Source organism: Pedobacter sp. KBS0701 (assembly GCF_005938645.2).
In the GTDB taxonomy this organism is placed as follows: domain Bacteria; phylum Bacteroidota; class Bacteroidia; order Sphingobacteriales; family Sphingobacteriaceae; genus Pedobacter.
The window spans coordinates 22611-37808 of sequence record NZ_CP042171.1 but is presented as its reverse complement, the minus strand read 5'-3'; the positions used below and the strand labels follow the sequence as shown (position 1 = coordinate 37808).

13 protein-coding genes are annotated in these 15198 nt (G+C 39.5%); 1 reads left to right on the top strand and 12 read right to left on the bottom strand.

The genetic code is table 11. The features are described from left to right. Nucleotides 1–50: 50 nt before the first annotated feature. The 12 genes from FFJ24_RS00170 to kdpF all read right to left on the bottom strand — a co-directional run bounded on the left by FFJ24_RS00170 (nt 51) and on the right by kdpF (nt 11880). A complete protein-coding gene (locus tag FFJ24_RS00170; protein WP_138820127.1) occupies nt 51–1019 on the bottom strand; it encodes a YafY family protein in 969 nt (322 codons plus the stop codon). A 29-nt stretch (nt 1020–1048) separates the two neighbouring features. Then, entirely contained in the window at nt 1049–1657 is a 609-nt protein-coding gene (locus tag FFJ24_RS00165) for a YdeI family protein (protein WP_138820125.1), read from the bottom strand. Between the two features lie 91 nt (nt 1658–1748). Then, nucleotides 1749–2267: a DinB family protein gene (locus tag FFJ24_RS00160; protein WP_138820123.1), complete on the bottom strand. Its 519-nt coding sequence runs from the start codon at nt 2265–2267 to the stop codon at nt 1749–1751. Nucleotides 2268–2553: 286 nt separating this feature from the next. Next, nucleotides 2554–3348: an SDR family NAD(P)-dependent oxidoreductase gene (locus FFJ24_RS00155; protein ID WP_138820121.1), complete on the bottom strand. Its 795-nt coding sequence runs from the start codon at nt 3346–3348 to the stop codon at nt 2554–2556. 236 nt (nt 3349–3584) lie between these two features. After that, complete coding sequence (locus FFJ24_RS00150; RefSeq protein ID WP_138820119.1) at nt 3585–3950, bottom strand: hypothetical protein; 366 nt, start codon at nt 3948–3950, stop codon at nt 3585–3587. Nucleotides 3951–4293: 343 nt separating this feature from the next. After that, nucleotides 4294–5424, bottom strand: coding sequence for a sensor protein KdpD (locus tag FFJ24_RS00145; protein WP_138820819.1), 1131 nt, complete (start codon nt 5422–5424; stop codon nt 4294–4296). Between the two features lie 5 nt (nt 5425–5429). Continuing rightward, nucleotides 5430–5678 carry a hypothetical protein gene (locus tag FFJ24_RS00140; protein ID WP_138820117.1) on the bottom strand — a complete coding sequence of 83 codons (249 nt, stop codon included), beginning with the start codon at nt 5676–5678 and terminating at the stop codon, nt 5430–5432. Between the two features lie 132 nt (nt 5679–5810). Then, a complete protein-coding gene (locus tag FFJ24_RS00135) occupies nt 5811–6881 on the bottom strand; it encodes a porin (RefSeq protein WP_138820115.1) in 1071 nt (356 codons plus the stop codon). A gap of 433 nt (nt 6882–7314) precedes the next feature. Further along, a complete protein-coding gene (locus FFJ24_RS00130) occupies nt 7315–7875 on the bottom strand; it encodes a K(+)-transporting ATPase subunit C (RefSeq protein WP_138820113.1) in 561 nt (186 codons plus the stop codon). A 132-nt stretch (nt 7876–8007) separates the two neighbouring features. Continuing rightward, nucleotides 8008–10035: a potassium-transporting ATPase subunit KdpB gene (gene kdpB / locus FFJ24_RS00125; RefSeq protein WP_138820111.1), complete on the bottom strand. Its 2028-nt coding sequence runs from the start codon at nt 10033–10035 to the stop codon at nt 8008–8010. A 9-nt stretch (nt 10036–10044) separates the two neighbouring features. Further along, nucleotides 10045–11763, bottom strand: a complete 1719-nt coding sequence (gene kdpA / locus FFJ24_RS00120) for a potassium-transporting ATPase subunit KdpA (RefSeq protein ID WP_138820109.1) — start codon at nt 11761–11763, stop codon at nt 10045–10047. Nucleotides 11764–11802: 39 nt separating this feature from the next. Then, entirely contained in the window at nt 11803–11880 is a 78-nt protein-coding gene (gene kdpF, locus FFJ24_RS00115; RefSeq protein WP_138820818.1) for a K(+)-transporting ATPase subunit F, read from the bottom strand. 592 nt (nt 11881–12472) lie between these two features. On the opposite strand from kdpF, the gene FFJ24_RS00110 reads away from it, so the two are divergent. After that, on the top strand, nt 12473–15049 hold the full coding sequence (locus FFJ24_RS00110) for an alpha-L-arabinofuranosidase C-terminal domain-containing protein (protein ID WP_138820107.1): 2577 nt from the start codon (nt 12473–12475) through the stop codon (nt 15047–15049). Nucleotides 15050–15198 lie beyond the last annotated feature (149 nt).

The window sequence follows — 15198 nt, the reverse complement described above, 5'->3', positions numbered from 1 at the left end:
TTATATTGATTTTTATAAAATAAATTATCCCTCAGGATGACAATTCTATATTACGATATAACCTCTTTGTTTTTTATTCTCTTCAAACCAGATTCCATTATCTCAACCAGTTCATTATTCAAATGGGCTGGTGCTATAATTTCGGCCGCATCAACAAATTTAACAAACCAGCGCACAAAAGAAACTTCAGAAAGAGAACAGTCGAAATACATGACCACAAAATCATCCGAAATTTCTTCGCTTGTAAATCCGAAAATCTGTCGTTCCCAATATAGAAAATGGGCATACTTCCGGTCTACCCTGATTTCGATTTTAGTTATATTTTCGCATATGTCTTTATCCCTGAATTCGTTAATTGGCGGGTGTGCAATGGTGAAGTTTTCTTCAAGCATCATAACTTTTTTAACCCTGTCTAATCTAAAATTGCGGTAATCTTTCCTCAAATGGCAATAGGCTAAAAGATACCAAAGACTATGTTCGTAGAATACACCGATGGGTTCAACAGATCTGCCAACCGTATGAATATCACCACTTTTGAGGTAATCGATATGGGTTATCTTTTTCCTTAAGGTGCTGTTGAGTAAAACATCAATAATGTTGGGCAGATAATCCTTAGATTTTAAGTCGTTTTTAAGATGTATGGTGTCTTCTAAATGCAGGAAATCTCTTTTTTGATTCACCTGAAAAGAGCTTTTTATTTTGATAAGTGCTGCCTCAAAATGTTTTTTAACAAATTGGGTTTCGTGTTTCTGCATCACTTTTTCGGCAACCATTAAACTGAGAATCTCTTCCTGACTAAACCTTGATGGCTGCAGCCTAAACCCTTCCATAATCGAATAGCCAGATCCTGATTCATTTACGATCGGAATACCGGCAATCTCCAGGGCTTTTAAATCCCTGTAAATCGTTCTTAAACTGATTTCGAATCGCTTTTGTAATTCATCTGTAGTGACTACAGATTTAGATTGCAATAGAAAAAATATCTGTAGTATCCGGTCAAATCTTTTGGTAATATCCATGTTTACAGCTAAATTAGATTGTTTGCCTCCTAGCGGAGAAATTGCTTTGGCAATACGTTTTCTGATGAGGATTTTACAAGTTCAAGAATTCTGTTTTGCCGGGTTTCTGCTTTTTTTTTTGCCATTACGATCCACTGTAAGATGGCTTTCTTAGCAGATTTACTTAAGCTAAGGAAAAAAATCTTCGCGTCTTTACTGTTTTTAAATTCTAAGGCTAAATCTTTAGGTATTTTAAGTGTTTCTACTACATCTAAAGCTACCCATGACCCATCTTTTTTGGCCTTTTTAATGGTTTCTAAACCTGCTTTTGCGATAAGTTTTTGTGCCAACAGGCGCTTTACCTTTTCCTTATTGATTTTCGACCAAACGCTATTGGCTTTCCGTTTACAGAAAAACTGCATAAACGTATCGCTATCTATTGACTTTTTTAAACTGTCTATCCAACCGAAACAAAGGGCCTCATCTACAGCTTCGCTCCAGGTAATGCTTGGCAAACCGGAACCTTTCTTGCTGTAAACAAGCCAAACCGACGATTTAAAATCGTGATGCTCCATCAGCCAGTTCCGCCATTCTTCAATGCTCCCTGGACGAAAAGTTTCTATATCCTTTACTTTATTTTCCGCTATTTCGCAATCCATAAAATAATTTCTCTGAACAGATTGTACATCGATTATTAAATTATGCAGCAAATTTAGCAGGTAGAGTGACAACCCTATGGCAGTGGCGATTTTAAACTTCTTTATAATTCTTCACTACGGCTACGGTAACCATCAGTTGCCCTACATGGCGCATAGTATGCTCTGCTGCATGGAACAACAAACCGATAACAGTTGAAGGAAGTCCGGCGCGACCTACGCCTCTATAATCGGGCAATGTGATCGCATCTGTACTTTTGATCTGCGCTAATGCAAGATCTACCTGTTTATTGAAACGGTTAACAAGATCTGCCACGGTATATCCCGCTGCCGAATCTTTACCCTCTTCAGCCAACTGGGCAAACTGAAATTCAGAAAGACTTTCTGCCCTGGCATAAGTAAATACCCGATCAAGCACTCCACTTAAATGCTGAAGATGAAAACCTGTAGATGCCATTCCGGCGGGGCGTTGCCAAAGCAGTTCGATTGGGAATTCGACCATATACTCATTAATCTCTTCTCTTGCTTGTAATAAGGCATGTGCTACAGGTTGTAACATCGGGATAATTTCAGGCAGTGGCCCTCTTTGCCAAACTTCTAATTGTTGCGCCATTAATATTTATTTTTAAATTTTAAATCCGTTTTAAAGAAACTATTACCTTAATTAAAACATCTTTTATTCAGTTTGATAAAACTCTCCTTCATTACTGGATAAATTGGTAATCTAAATGTAGCGACTTAATTAAAGTGAAGACATTCTTATCAGTAAGCGCAGCCTGAAGCAGTTTTTTCATAAACACTGGCCGTATTCTCTATATATTACCAGCATTTAAATAGCTAAAAAAATAAACTTAAAGCTCATTAGCCTACTTATGCCTGCAAAAAGGATCCATAACACACTACAATATCGATCTTACCAAACCGCCTTCTACCCTAATGGCAGCACCATTGGTTCCCGAGGCTAATGGACTTGCATAAAAAGCAACTGCATTTGCTATCTCACTAACATCAAGAAAGCGTTGCAGTAATGAAGTAGGTCTCATGTTCTTAAAGAAATCGGCTTCTACCTCAGCAATGGTAATGTTTCCATTTTTGGCTAAATCTTCAATAAAACCACCAACCCCTTTTGATTTGGTTGGGCCGGGCAAAATTGAATTGACGGTTACTTCTGTACCTTGAGTTAATTCTGCCAGGCCACGGCTAACCGCCAGCTGTGCAGTTTTAGTCATCCCGTAGTGGATCATTTCATCCGGAATAAATACTGCCGATTCGCTGGAGATAAAAATAATCCTGCCCCAATTTTTCTTTAACATTTTAGGGAATAACTGCCGCGACAACCTGATTCCGCTCATTACATTGACTTCAAAAAACCTAAACCAATCTTCATCACTGATGTCTTCAAAAGCTTTAGGCTCAAAAATGCCAGCGTTATTGATCAGTATATCAATCTCCGGTAGTTTATCAATCAGGTTACTTACTTCATCAGCTTTCGAAAAATCGGCAGCGATGCCCGAAATAAATTCGTTCCCGGCAATACCTTGCAGCAATTTCACTGCAGCATCTACACTGCTTTGCGACCGGCCATTGATAATCACTTTTACACCTTCTTTTAATAAACTTTCGGCAATTGCAAATCCGATCCCAGCAGTAGAGCCACTTATAAAAGCTGTTTTATGCTTTAATTGTAAATCCATTTTTACTTTTTAAAATAAAGTTTTTAATAAAAATAGCTATTATCATGTACGTTATACAAACTGAACAATTTTCCAGCTAAAAAATCTCATATAAATATGCTAAAAATAAACTGCCAGGCAGAGAAAAAAAGTTATTTTCTCCATCTCATTAATGATTAGATGATCAGAATTGATATAATTATTGTGAAGTTGTTAATTGCAAACACAAACAGCCTTTGGCTGCTCCATAAACGGCATTATTGATTAATTTTCAACTTTATGGCTTTAACTTGTGTAGCCAGTAATACGCCACCAAGTGCCGCAGTTAAGAAAACGCCTTCGAAAATCAATAATCTTTTTTTCCTTTTAAAACCACGATAAAAAGTATGCGCTGCCATTATACCCAGGCCAACAAACTCAATATTGCGTTGCAGCCTTTTCGATGAATCTTTATTTTTGATTAAAGCAATATGCAATAGCTCATCTATTAAACTGATGTTTTTTGAAACACCTTTTCTAATCTGTTTTTTGCTTGCCGAAGTACCCAGTTTTTTAGCAGCATTTTGTAATCCTGCAGTGGCAATCTCATTAATCAAACGTGTTTTAGTCTCTTTTTTTTCCATATCACTTTCCATAGGTTCTATTATTTCAACCCCGCTTAAAGGATATAGTTTTGATAAATTTGAGAAAAATTGAATAGCCTTACACACCAGGAAAGATAATATTTATTGAAGGAAGTGAGTGGCTCTTTGTTCTTCGAGGCCAGCAATCGTACCATTCGCTATAGTCCCGATAAAAATTCCTGTCGTAAGTATACACCCCTTTAGAATAGTTTTCAGCATCATACCAGCTTGCTTTGAAAAACTACGGCGTAGAACGAAAAAGCTGTGAATCACAGCGTCTAAAAAATCAAATATCCAAGCAAATCAGCTTTTAATTTTCAGGATATGCGGGGTGATAGAAATCTTATGATAAAATCACCAAATCAATATCCTTCATTGCCAGATTTTTCAACAGCCCATTAAAAACTGCTGTACGTAAAATTACCTGAAAAATATTAAGGTGGGGCTTGCCGATACAAATTGTGGTAATTTCCTTTTCGGCAGCGATATCGATGATAGTTTTGGTAATGGCATTACTTTTTATTTTAATGACTTCGCCACCCAGTTCGGTAGCCAGTTTAAAATGGTTAATCAGATGGCGCTGTTTATCCAGTTTAATGCGTTCCATGCTTTCACTATCGCTTTGCACGTACAGCACCATCCATGGCGACCGGTAATAGGAAGCAAGTCTTGCTGTTTTCCGGATCACAACTCCTGCGGTTTCGGCGTTGGAAGAAATACAGGCCAAAAAGCGTTCGGGCCTAAGTTTAATTGACTTGGGAATTTCGGTCTGGATTTTCCGTTCTACCTGGTGCACCACCTCTTTTAAGGCCAGCTCGCGCAGCTGAAGAATTTTATCAGCTTGAAAAAAATTACTTAATGCCCTTTCGATTTTTGATTGATCGTAAATTTTGCCTTCTTTAAGGCGGGTAACCAGTTCATCAGCCGTAAGGTCGATATTTACGATTTCATCAGCGATCTCCAAGATCTTATCCGGGATCCGTTCCGTCACAGCTATACCTGTAATCTGCTCAATTTCTTCATTGATGCTTTCCAGGTGCTGAATATTTACTGCAGAGATTACGCTGATCCCTGCCTCAAGCAGATCGAAAACATCCTGCCAGCGTTTGGTGTTTTTACTGCCTTCGGCATTGGTATGGGCAAGTTCATCCACAATAACAATCTCCGGATGACGATTCATGATCCCTTTAAGGTCCATTTCCGATATTTCTTTGCCCCGGTAAAAAATTTTGCGCAGCGGAATAAACGGAAGGCCTGCAACAAGGGCTTCTGTTTCTGCCCTTTTATGGGTCTCCACATAACCGATACAAATATCTACGCCATTTCGCAGTAATGCATGCGATTCCTGAAGCATACGGTAAGTTTTACCCACACCAGCACTCATGCCAATATAGATTTTGAGCTTTCCGCGCCTGGATTTTTTAACCAGATCTAAAAAGTGTCTGACAGATTCTTCTTTTTGCTCTTCTTCCATCATCTTTACCAGGAAACCTTCATTACTCCTTCTTCGATCAATATAGTAATTGCAACAATCATAACCAACGTAAATAATACGATCATAAACCTAAAAGAGATTTTATTATAAAGCAGTTTGAAGTATTTTTCTGTGGCATAACTTCTTTTTTTTGCACCTGTTTTATTCCTTTTTAACGAATTCAATTTTCGCATCATTAATACTCCTAAGAACGCTAAAAACAGGCTGAATATGATTTCTATGTAGGGATGCATTGTTTTTTGTTTTTGCAAAAAATTCATTTCTAAGCGTCGTCATCTCGACTGGAGTGCAACGAAATGGAGAGATCTATATAAAAGATACTCAACAGATCTCTCCACTGCGGTCGAGATGACGGCACTTATTTTTTAAAACGATACCGCAATACTTGCTGTTAAACTTGCATTGGCATTAACCGCAGCACCTTCTCTGGCAAATATTTTGTCTCTACTATCGTAGGCTTTTCCTTCCAACCTCACAACAGCATTGGCGATTGGCGAGTAATCAAGATTTAAAGAGTAACCTTTGGTTTTAAAACCTTGCGGTGTGCCAGTAGCGATAAAAATTCCGCTTTTATCTTCATAATATTCAAACCTTCCGGCAACGGCCCATTTTGGTGCAAATTTATATTGTGCAATGGCTACCGGAGAAATGACTTCGTTTTTATCGCTGCTGCCTTTTTGTTTCTGTTGTGTGCCATAATCCAACCCAAGGGTTACACCAAATTTATCGGTAAGCTGAAAAATTCCATAAACATTGTGGTAAAACCTGTTTACCCTAACCGAATCAGCCCCTTCTGTACCAAGATAATTGCTGTAGTTTACCGTAATTTTATCTGTTGGTTTCCAGGTCAGCTGAAGTCCGCCAGCCGGTTTATTATTTCCATTCTGGCGGGTAATGCGCTGCCAACCGTTCAGGTACAATGCGGTAGCCGTAAATTTTCCATCTTTGGAACCATAAGTAATTTTGGCACCCGATTCGTAATAAGGTGTATTTTCTGAAGAAATATTTCTGGTAAGTACCCAACAATCTTTCGAAACCGCACTTTCGAAACCGATATGCGAAGAAAAGACTCCGGCATCAATCCAAAGATTTTCTGTTTTGGATAATTTTACCCCGGCATTAGCCTCCAAGATATTTTTCAAAACCCCTGGCTCCGCAGCAAGATTGGCATTGGCATAAGTTCCGGCCATTACCGCTAAATTAGCCCTGATCATTCCGCTATCATAAGCTGCCTTGATAAAACCAAGGTTTAGGTTTACTTCGTTTGCGCGGTTGTGGGAATAAATAAAACCCGGGCGGTTATGGTCAGCAGGTTTGTTAAAATCGTATCCGTAATAAGCCTCAAGGTAACCACTTACTTTAATTTTTGGTTCTTCCTGTGCTTTAGCGAAGAATCCAGTAGTGAGTGTAGCGGCAAGTAATAGTATTTTTTTCATTTTATCTGACTGTTTTGTATTAGGTAAAGCCTAAGGCCCAGGCTCGTTTGTCACCAGGCCTTAAAGCATTGCCGTTGTTATTGTTTTGGGAAATTGTTTATTTAAATTGTTCGTATTGATAGATTGCTAAATTGTTCGTCATTCCCGCGCAAAGCCGTTATTTAAGCCCTCGACTCAGGCATGCATAATTTAACCACAGATAAAAAGGATGCACACAGATATAAAAATCTGTGGTTATCTGTGTACATCTGTGGTTAAAAACCCTTAACTTAATGACATTGCATTCCCGCGCAGGCGGGAATCTTAATGCACCATACATTAGCATTAAGATTCTCAATCAAGTTGAGAATGACGATCCCTCGCAACCTATCATCGTCATTATCTATCCTTTTAGTTTTGGCAAACGCATTTGGACAGACTGCAAAGTCACTAACTAAAGTGCATCAAGAGCAAGATTTAATTTCAGCACATTTACTGATGAAGGGCCGAATACACCCATAAATGGTTTAAGTGTATTCATGGCAACCAGTTCTTTTACCTTTTTCACATCGATTTTACGGGCTGCAGCAACCCTGTCGATCTGAATGGCTGCACCCTGCTCAGAAATATTTGGATCAAGTCCGCTTCCTGATGCAGTAACCATATCAGCAGGGATATCTGATTTTTTGATACCCGGATTGTATTTCAATAAAGTATCAATACGCGATTGCACTTCTTTTAAGTAATCAGGATTGGATGGTCCTTTATTAGAACCTGCAGAACCCGCTGCATTGTAGGCAACTGCTGATGGTCTTCCCCAGAAATATTGAGGTTTGGTAAACGACTGACCCAATAATGCATAACCTACTGTTTTACCATTTTTGGTGACTTTTTCTCCTCCCCCGTTTCCTTTAGACATTTTACCGATAAAGGCAACAGTAACAGGATATATTACGCATAACAGTACCAATAATACAAGTGTTAAGCGGATGGATTGAATGATGTACTTTTTCATATTTTTATTTTTTAAATTTCTCTTTACTGTCATGCTAAGGAACGAAGCATCTCTAATCTACTGGCTGTGATTGTTTTGAGTAGCTCTTTATCGCTTGCAGATTCTTCGTTGCACTCAGAATGACATTTTTCGTTATACAAATAATCCGACCAATAAATCGATTATTTTAATCCCTATAAATGGAGCTACTACACCGCCGATACCATATATAAAAAGGTTTCTACGTAATAAGGCAGTTGCACCGATAGGTTTGTAGGCCACACCTTTTAAAGCCAGTGGGATCAGGATTGGAATGATGATCGCGTTGAAAATCACAGCGGACATAATCGCTGATTCTGGTGAATGCAGTCCCATAATATTCAGGCTTTGCAGCGCAGGAATTGATGCGATAAACAAAGCCGGAACGATTGCAAAATACTTGGCCACATCATTCGCAATGGAAAAAGTGGTTAATGTACCGCGGGTAATCAGCAATTGTTTACCGATTTCTACGATCTCGATCAGCTTGGTAGGGTCATTATCCAAATCAACCATGTTACCTGCTTCTTTCGCCGCCTGTGTCCCACTGTTCATGGCTACACCCACATCGGCCTGTGCCAAAGCAGGAGCATCATTGGTACCGTCGCCCATCATGGCTACCAGTTTACCCAGTGCTTGCTCATCTTTGATGTAGTTCATTTTATCTTCAGGTTTAGCCTCTGCGATAAAATCATCAACACCTGCTTTTTCTGCAATGTATTTAGCTGTTAACGGGTTATCACCGGTAACCATTACTGTTTTTACGCCCATTTTCCTTAAGCGTTCAAAACGCTCGCTGATACCCGGCTTAATAATATCCTGCAATTCGATCACGCCGAGGGCTTTTTCATTCTCAGCTACCACTAAAGGTGTTCCGCCATTCGTAGCGATAGCTTTTACATGGTCCTCAATATCAGAAGGGAAGTGATTTCCACTTTTTTGTACCATATTCCTGATCGAATCGAAGGCACCTTTTCTGATCCGTCTTCCATCTACCGTATCCAATCCGCTCGAACGGGTTTCGGCTGTAAACTTGATGAATGTTGATCCCTCCGGTGTTCCGGCAGATTTGAAACCTTGTTCGGCAGCCAATTCAATGATTGATTTTCCTTCCGGGGTTTCATCTGCCAATGAGCTTAATACGCAGGCATCGGTAAAAGCTTTAACAGTTACACCAGCTGTTGGATAAAAATTGGTTGCTTTACGGTTACCAATGGTGATGGTTCCGGTTTTATCTAATAGCAACACATCAATATCTCCAGCAGTTTCTACTGCTTTACCCGATTTGGTAATGACGTTTGCCCTTAATGCCCTGTCCATCCCTGCGATACCAATGGCCGATAAAAGTCCGCCGATGGTGGTTGGGATTAAGCATACAAAAAGGGAGATCAGCGCTGCAATGGTTATTGGTGTATTGGCATAATCAGCAAAAGGTTTCAAGGTTACGCATACAATGATAAACACCAGGGTAAAACTGGCTAACAGAATGGTTAAAGCAATCTCGTTTGGTGTTTTCTGACGTGACGCACCTTCAACCAAAGCAATCATTTTATCTAAAAAGCTTTCGCCGGGCGCAGTGCTTACCTGAACTTTAATTTCATCAGATAAAACTTTTGTTCCGCCTGTTACTGAAGATTTATCACCTCCTGATTCCCGGATTACCGGGGCAGACTCACCAGTAATGGCCGATTCGTCGATAGTGGCAATACCTTCAATAATCTCTCCATCAGTCGGAATCGTATCGCCGGTTTCGCAAATAAACACATCTCCTTTTTTTAACTGGTTTGATGAACGGATTTCGATGGTTCCGTTTGCCAAAAGCACTTTGGCTGGCGTTTCTTCCCTTGTTTTACGAAGGCTGTCAGCCTGTGCCTTACCTCTTGCTTCTGCAATGGCTTCAGCGAAGTTTGCAAACAGAACGGTAAGCAATAAAACCAAAAAGATGAAGAAATTGTATAAGGGAGAGCCTTGTCCGCTATGGCTGAAAGAATATACGGTAACATAAGCCATAACCAGCGTTCCGATTTCTACGGTAAACATCACCGGGTTACGGACCATAACCCTTGGATCAAGTTTGATAAAAGATTGTTTTAGTGCGGTCTGCACTAAGGCAGGTTCGAACAATTTATTATTGGGTTTCATTTTTAATATCTATTTAAGCATGGTAAAATATTCCGCCAAAGGACCTAAGGCCAGAGCAGGGAAATAAGAAAGTGCATTTAAAACGATGATTACCGCAAAAGTCATCAGTGCAAAAGTTTTGGTATCTGTTTTAAGCGTACCGGCCGATTCAGGGATGAATTTTTTGGCTCCCAGTAATCCGGCAATGGCAACCGGGCCGATAATTGGTAAGAAACGACCTAAGAAAATCACAATACCAGTGGATAGATTCCAGAACATATTGTTGTCTCCCAGTCCTTCAAATCCCGAACCATTGTTGGCATTTGATGAAGTCATTTCATACAGCATCTCAGAGAATCCGTGGAAACCAGGATTATTAAGCCAGCTTTTAGGTTGAACAGTCCAGGCTGCATTGCCATGACTGGTAAAGATGTAGCTTGCAACAGCAGTTCCGGCAAGGATCAAAAACGGGCTTAACAAAGTAATAATGGCCGCAATCTTGATTTCTCTGGCCTCAACCTTATGCCCAAGAAACTCCGGCGTTCTGCCCACCATCAAACCCGAAATAAACACAGCAACAATCAGGTAAATGAAGTAATTCAATAAACCTACGCCGCAACCTCCGTAAAAAGAGTTAATCATCATACCGAGTAACTGCCATGTACCCGACATCGGCATGGTGCTATCGTGCATGCTGTTTACCGATCCGGTAGAAATAATTGTTGTAACAGTTGCCCAGTAAGCGGAGGCTGCGGGGCCAAAACGAACCTCTTTTCCTTCCATCGCTCCGGTAGTCTGTGAAATACCCATTTTCGCCAGAGCCGGACTTCCACCTAGTTCTGAGCTTAACATAGGGAGCAGCAGCATAAACAAACCAATGGTCATTACACCAAAGATGGTCCAGGCCAGTTTTTTTCTGCGGATAAAATAGCCGAAGGCAATTACCATGGCAATCGGAATGATGACCTGTGCAATCAGCTCAACCATATTGGTAAAGTAGCTTGGGTTTTCGAATGGATGTGCTGAATTGGCACCAAAATAACCTCCACCATTTGTACCTAAATGTTTAATGGCAATCATTTGAGCAGCTGGTCCCCTCGAAACATGCACGGTGTCTCCCTGTAGGGAGATAAATTGATCTTTACCCTCATAACTTGCAGGTGTACCACTAAAAGTTAAGATTAGGGCCATTACAAAAGATAAAGGCAATAATAAACGGGTAATTGATTTTACAAAAAATTCCCAGAAATTACCAAGCTCGGTTGTCGTTTTATCCCTAAAAGCTTTAAAAAGGACTACTGCAGCGGCGATACCTGTTGCGGCGCTCACAAACTGAAGAAACATAAGCACATATTGCTGGGTAAGGTAACTTACGCCACTCTCGCCCGAATAATGCTGCAGGTTACAGTTAGCAACAAAGCTGATAATGGTATTAAAAGCCAGATCTGGTGTCATTCCAGGGTTTCCATCCGGATTGAATGGAAGTTTATCCTGAAAGATGAGTACAAAAAAACCGTAAAACAACCAGAGTATATTAATGGTAAGCAGTGCTTTTAACTGCTGTTTCCAGTTCATCTGTTCTTTAATATTGATTCCGGAAAGCTTGTAAATACCAGTTTCCAGTGGTTTTAAAAAATCTGTCCAGACTTTTTCTCCTGCAAAAACCTTGGCCAGGTACTTACCTAAAGGGATGGCAATAACCAGGGTGAGCAGAAATGTGGCAATGATGCCTGTTAATTCAGTATTCATTTCTTAATTTTTTAATTGCTCCGTTGAAGGAGGTAAGGATTAAAATTTTTCGGGTTTAATCAGCACGTAGATCATATAGATAAATACGGCGACGGCGATAATAAATAATGCGGTCATAGTGTTAAATTTTTTCGAACCAGTTTATCGATTTGTAAGTAGCCCAGCAGAGCAGCACCAGGATTAAAAAAAGTAATATTGTCATGATTGTAATGATTTTACAGGCCAGTAGCCAACTCTTATACCACAAAACAGAAAAATCAATCAACAATTTGATAAACAGATAGTTAAATAAATAAAATTTATCATAATCAGATTCAGACATAAAAAAACCCTTCCATTTTGGAAAGGTTTTTTTCATATTGGTATTTGCCAACTTGGACTATAGGCCTGTGTTTTTCTCTTTGTATCAGGATCAGTCACCTCCTCAACAAATTATTTCTGGATAAGTAACATAAATAATAATCGTTATAACGACGATTATTATTAAATTAGAAAAAATTTCTAGCCAAAATGATCACTCTTTATAAAACCGGAATAGTTTTGTTGCTGGTGTTTTTCGCCTTAAGTGCTGATGCGCAGCACAAAGTAAAATGAACCAGCGAAAAAGACATCACAACCTATCTTGTTGATTATAATATGATAAGCGATGATCCTGATTTGGTGGGCATTGGCCGGCAAATGGAATTTAACAATTAAATTTTAACAAAAAATGGAAAGAAAATCCTGGCTTCTTATAGCGCTGATCTTAGTGGCAGTAAATGTATTGGCTATAAATAAAAGAACAACCAACGAACCTGATTCGGCTTATTTATTTGCATATAATGCAAACGGACTTCGGTTTGCCTGGAGTTTAGATAAACAGAACTGGACTCCAATAGGAAACGATTATACCTACCTGAAAAGCGATTATGGCCGGTGGGGAAGCGAAAAAAAAATGATAACACCTTTTCTTATCCAGGGCAAAGATGGACTTTGGGTATGTATCTGGAGCCTGAACGACCATACACTACAGTTTGCTACCTCAAGTTCGAAAGATCTTGTAAGCTGGAGTCCGCAAAACTATCCTTATGTCAAGCAAGGTAAAAATGTTTTACGTCCAATTATTAAATACGATGGTAACCTTGATGAATATACCGTAACCTATGCGGATGCTAACGAAAAATATTTTCAAACCAAAACCAAAGATTTAAACCATTACAGCCCTGTAAAAGAAGTGCCTGCTTCAGCTTATCGCAATGGGAGTACATTAGCTAATCTATCCAATGCAGGCAATGGGCAAATGCATCGTTTACCATGGAAAGTTATTCTAGGCTTAAAAAAAGCATACGAACTAAAAGATTATAAAAACAAACAGGACAGAGAAACTACTAAGGATGATGCACAGCGTTTTGCAGGGCTTAAAAATGTGGAGGCAAAAATAACTTTCCAACCCAATAAAGCAAAAGCGATCAGCAATATGCTAACAGGTGTATTTTTCGAAGATTTAAATTATGCAGCCGATGGCGGTTTGTATGCTGAACTGATTCAAAACAGGGATTTTGAATATCACCCCCGTGATAAAGAATACAATGACCAAAACTGGAACAGCAGTTATGCCTGGATATTGAAGGGTGATCGTGCTACCATGAAAATAGATTCGATTTCGCCAATTCATCCCAATAATCCGCACTATGCGGTTTTAGATATCCCCCTCGCCGGAGCATCCATTCTTAATAGTGGTTTTGATGGAATAGCATTGAAAAAAGGCGAAACTTATGATTTTTCTTTATCATCAAAGTTATTGAATATAAAAAAGATGAATCTCGAAGTAAGACTGGTAAGTGATAAACAGGGAATTTTGGCTAAATCAAATTTAAACATCACTTCAAGTAACTGGAAAACAGAAGCATTAACTTTAGTATCTTCTGCAGATGTGACCGATGCAAAACTCGAAATCGTGATGGGTAATCCGGGGCGTATTGCAATTGATATGGTTTCATTGTTTCCAAAAAGTACTTTTAAAGGTCGAAAAAATGGCTTAAGGGCAGATCTGGCTCAAACCATTGGAGATATACACCCTCGTTTCGTACGTTTTCCGGGAGGTTGCCTTGCGCATGGTGATGGCATTGCCAACATTTACAAATGGAAAAATTCAATAGGCCCCTTAGCTGCGCGTAAACCAGACCGAAACCTTTGGGGCTATCATCAAACCATGGGACTTGGTTATTACGAATATTTTCAGTTCTGTGAAGATATTGGTGCTGCACCCGTTCCGGTAGTAGCTGCCGGTGTACCCTGCCAGAATTCAGGTACAGGTGGTGGTGGCCAACAAGGCGGTATACCAATGAGTGAAATGGGGCAATATATACAGGATATAGTAGATTTAATAGAATACGCTAATGGTGATGTAAAAACCGAATGGGGTAAGAAACGTGCTGAAGCAGGCCACCCAAAACCATTTAACCTGAAGTATATAGGCATTGGCAATGAAGACCAGATTACAGAAGTATTTGCTGAACGGTTTACGATGATCTATAAAGCACTGAAAAAATCGCATCCAGAAATTATAATTATTGGTACGGCAGGTCCGTTTTACGAAGGAACTGATTATGAAGCTGGCTGGCAAATTGCATCAAGCCTTAGCGTTCCTATTATTGACGAACATTATTACCAATCGCCGGGTTGGTTTATCAATAATCAAAATTTTTACGACAGTTACGATCGGTCTAAATCGAAAGTGTACCTGGGCGAGTATGCGGCTAGTTTACCTGGTGGCAATAGAACAAACCTGGAAACTTCACTCGCTGAAGCACTGTACCTAATTTCACTGGAACGCAATGGTGACGTGGTGAGTATGGCATCTTATGCCCCGCTTATAGCTAAAGAGGGGCATACACAATGGAATCCTGATCTGATTTATTTTAACAATTCGGAGGTAAAACCTACAACAGGCTATTTTGTACAACAATTATACGGACAGAATGCTGGTGATGAGTATATCCCATCAACTATGGTTCTTTCTTCAAACCAGGAAAATGTAAATAAACGGATGGCCTGTTCGATGGTTAAAGATGCCAAAACCGGAGATTTGATAATTAAACTGGTTAACCTGCTTCCGGTTACCGTGAACACCTCGCTCGATTTCAATCAACAACAACTTGGAAAAAACACCATCAAAACTGTAATCTCAGGTAATCCAGCTGATAAAAAAGCTGTTCCGGTTATGACAACAATCAATACAGATGCAAGCAGACAACTTGAGCTACCGGCTTACTCTTTTACCGTTTTAAGATTTAAAGCGCAATAGGTTCAGGTAATAAAGCCTAAAAAGAGACTCTGTATCATAAATTGTAATTCAATCGATTTGTCACATTGAGCCTGTCGAAACGCCCTGTAAGACATTTAAAACAGGTCCTTCGAAAAGCTACCATTGACGTTATTTTATAAAACACTATT

Coding starts and splice junctions, on each gene's coding strand:
- FFJ24_RS00170 (WP_138820127.1), bottom strand. CDS start 1,019: ATGGATATTACCAAAAGATTTGACCGGATACTACAGATATTTTTTCTA.
- FFJ24_RS00165 (WP_138820125.1), bottom strand. CDS start 1,657: ATGGATTGCGAAATAGCGGAAAATAAAGTAAAGGATATAGAAACTTTT.
- FFJ24_RS00160 (WP_138820123.1), bottom strand. CDS start 2,267: ATGGCGCAACAATTAGAAGTTTGGCAAAGAGGGCCACTGCCTGAAATT.
- FFJ24_RS00155 (WP_138820121.1), bottom strand. CDS start 3,348: ATGGATTTACAATTAAAGCATAAAACAGCTTTTATAAGTGGCTCTACT.
- FFJ24_RS00150 (WP_138820119.1), bottom strand. CDS start 3,950: ATGGAAAAAAAAGAGACTAAAACACGTTTGATTAATGAGATTGCCACT.
- FFJ24_RS00145 (WP_138820819.1), bottom strand. CDS start 5,424: ATGGAAGAAGAGCAAAAAGAAGAATCTGTCAGACACTTTTTAGATCTG.
- FFJ24_RS00140 (WP_138820117.1), bottom strand. CDS start 5,678: ATGCATCCCTACATAGAAATCATATTCAGCCTGTTTTTAGCGTTCTTA.
- FFJ24_RS00135 (WP_138820115.1), bottom strand. CDS start 6,881: ATGAAAAAAATACTATTACTTGCCGCTACACTCACTACTGGATTCTTC.
- FFJ24_RS00130 (WP_138820113.1), bottom strand. CDS start 7,875: ATGAAAAAGTACATCATTCAATCCATCCGCTTAACACTTGTATTATTG.
- kdpB (WP_138820111.1), bottom strand. CDS start 10,035: ATGAAACCCAATAATAAATTGTTCGAACCTGCCTTAGTGCAGACCGCA.
- kdpA (WP_138820109.1), bottom strand. CDS start 11,763: ATGAATACTGAATTAACAGGCATCATTGCCACATTTCTGCTCACCCTG.
- kdpF (WP_138820818.1), bottom strand. CDS start 11,880: ATGACCGCATTATTTATTATCGCCGTCGCCGTATTTATCTATATGATC.
- FFJ24_RS00110 (WP_138820107.1), top strand. CDS start 12,473: ATGGAAAGAAAATCCTGGCTTCTTATAGCGCTGATCTTAGTGGCAGTA.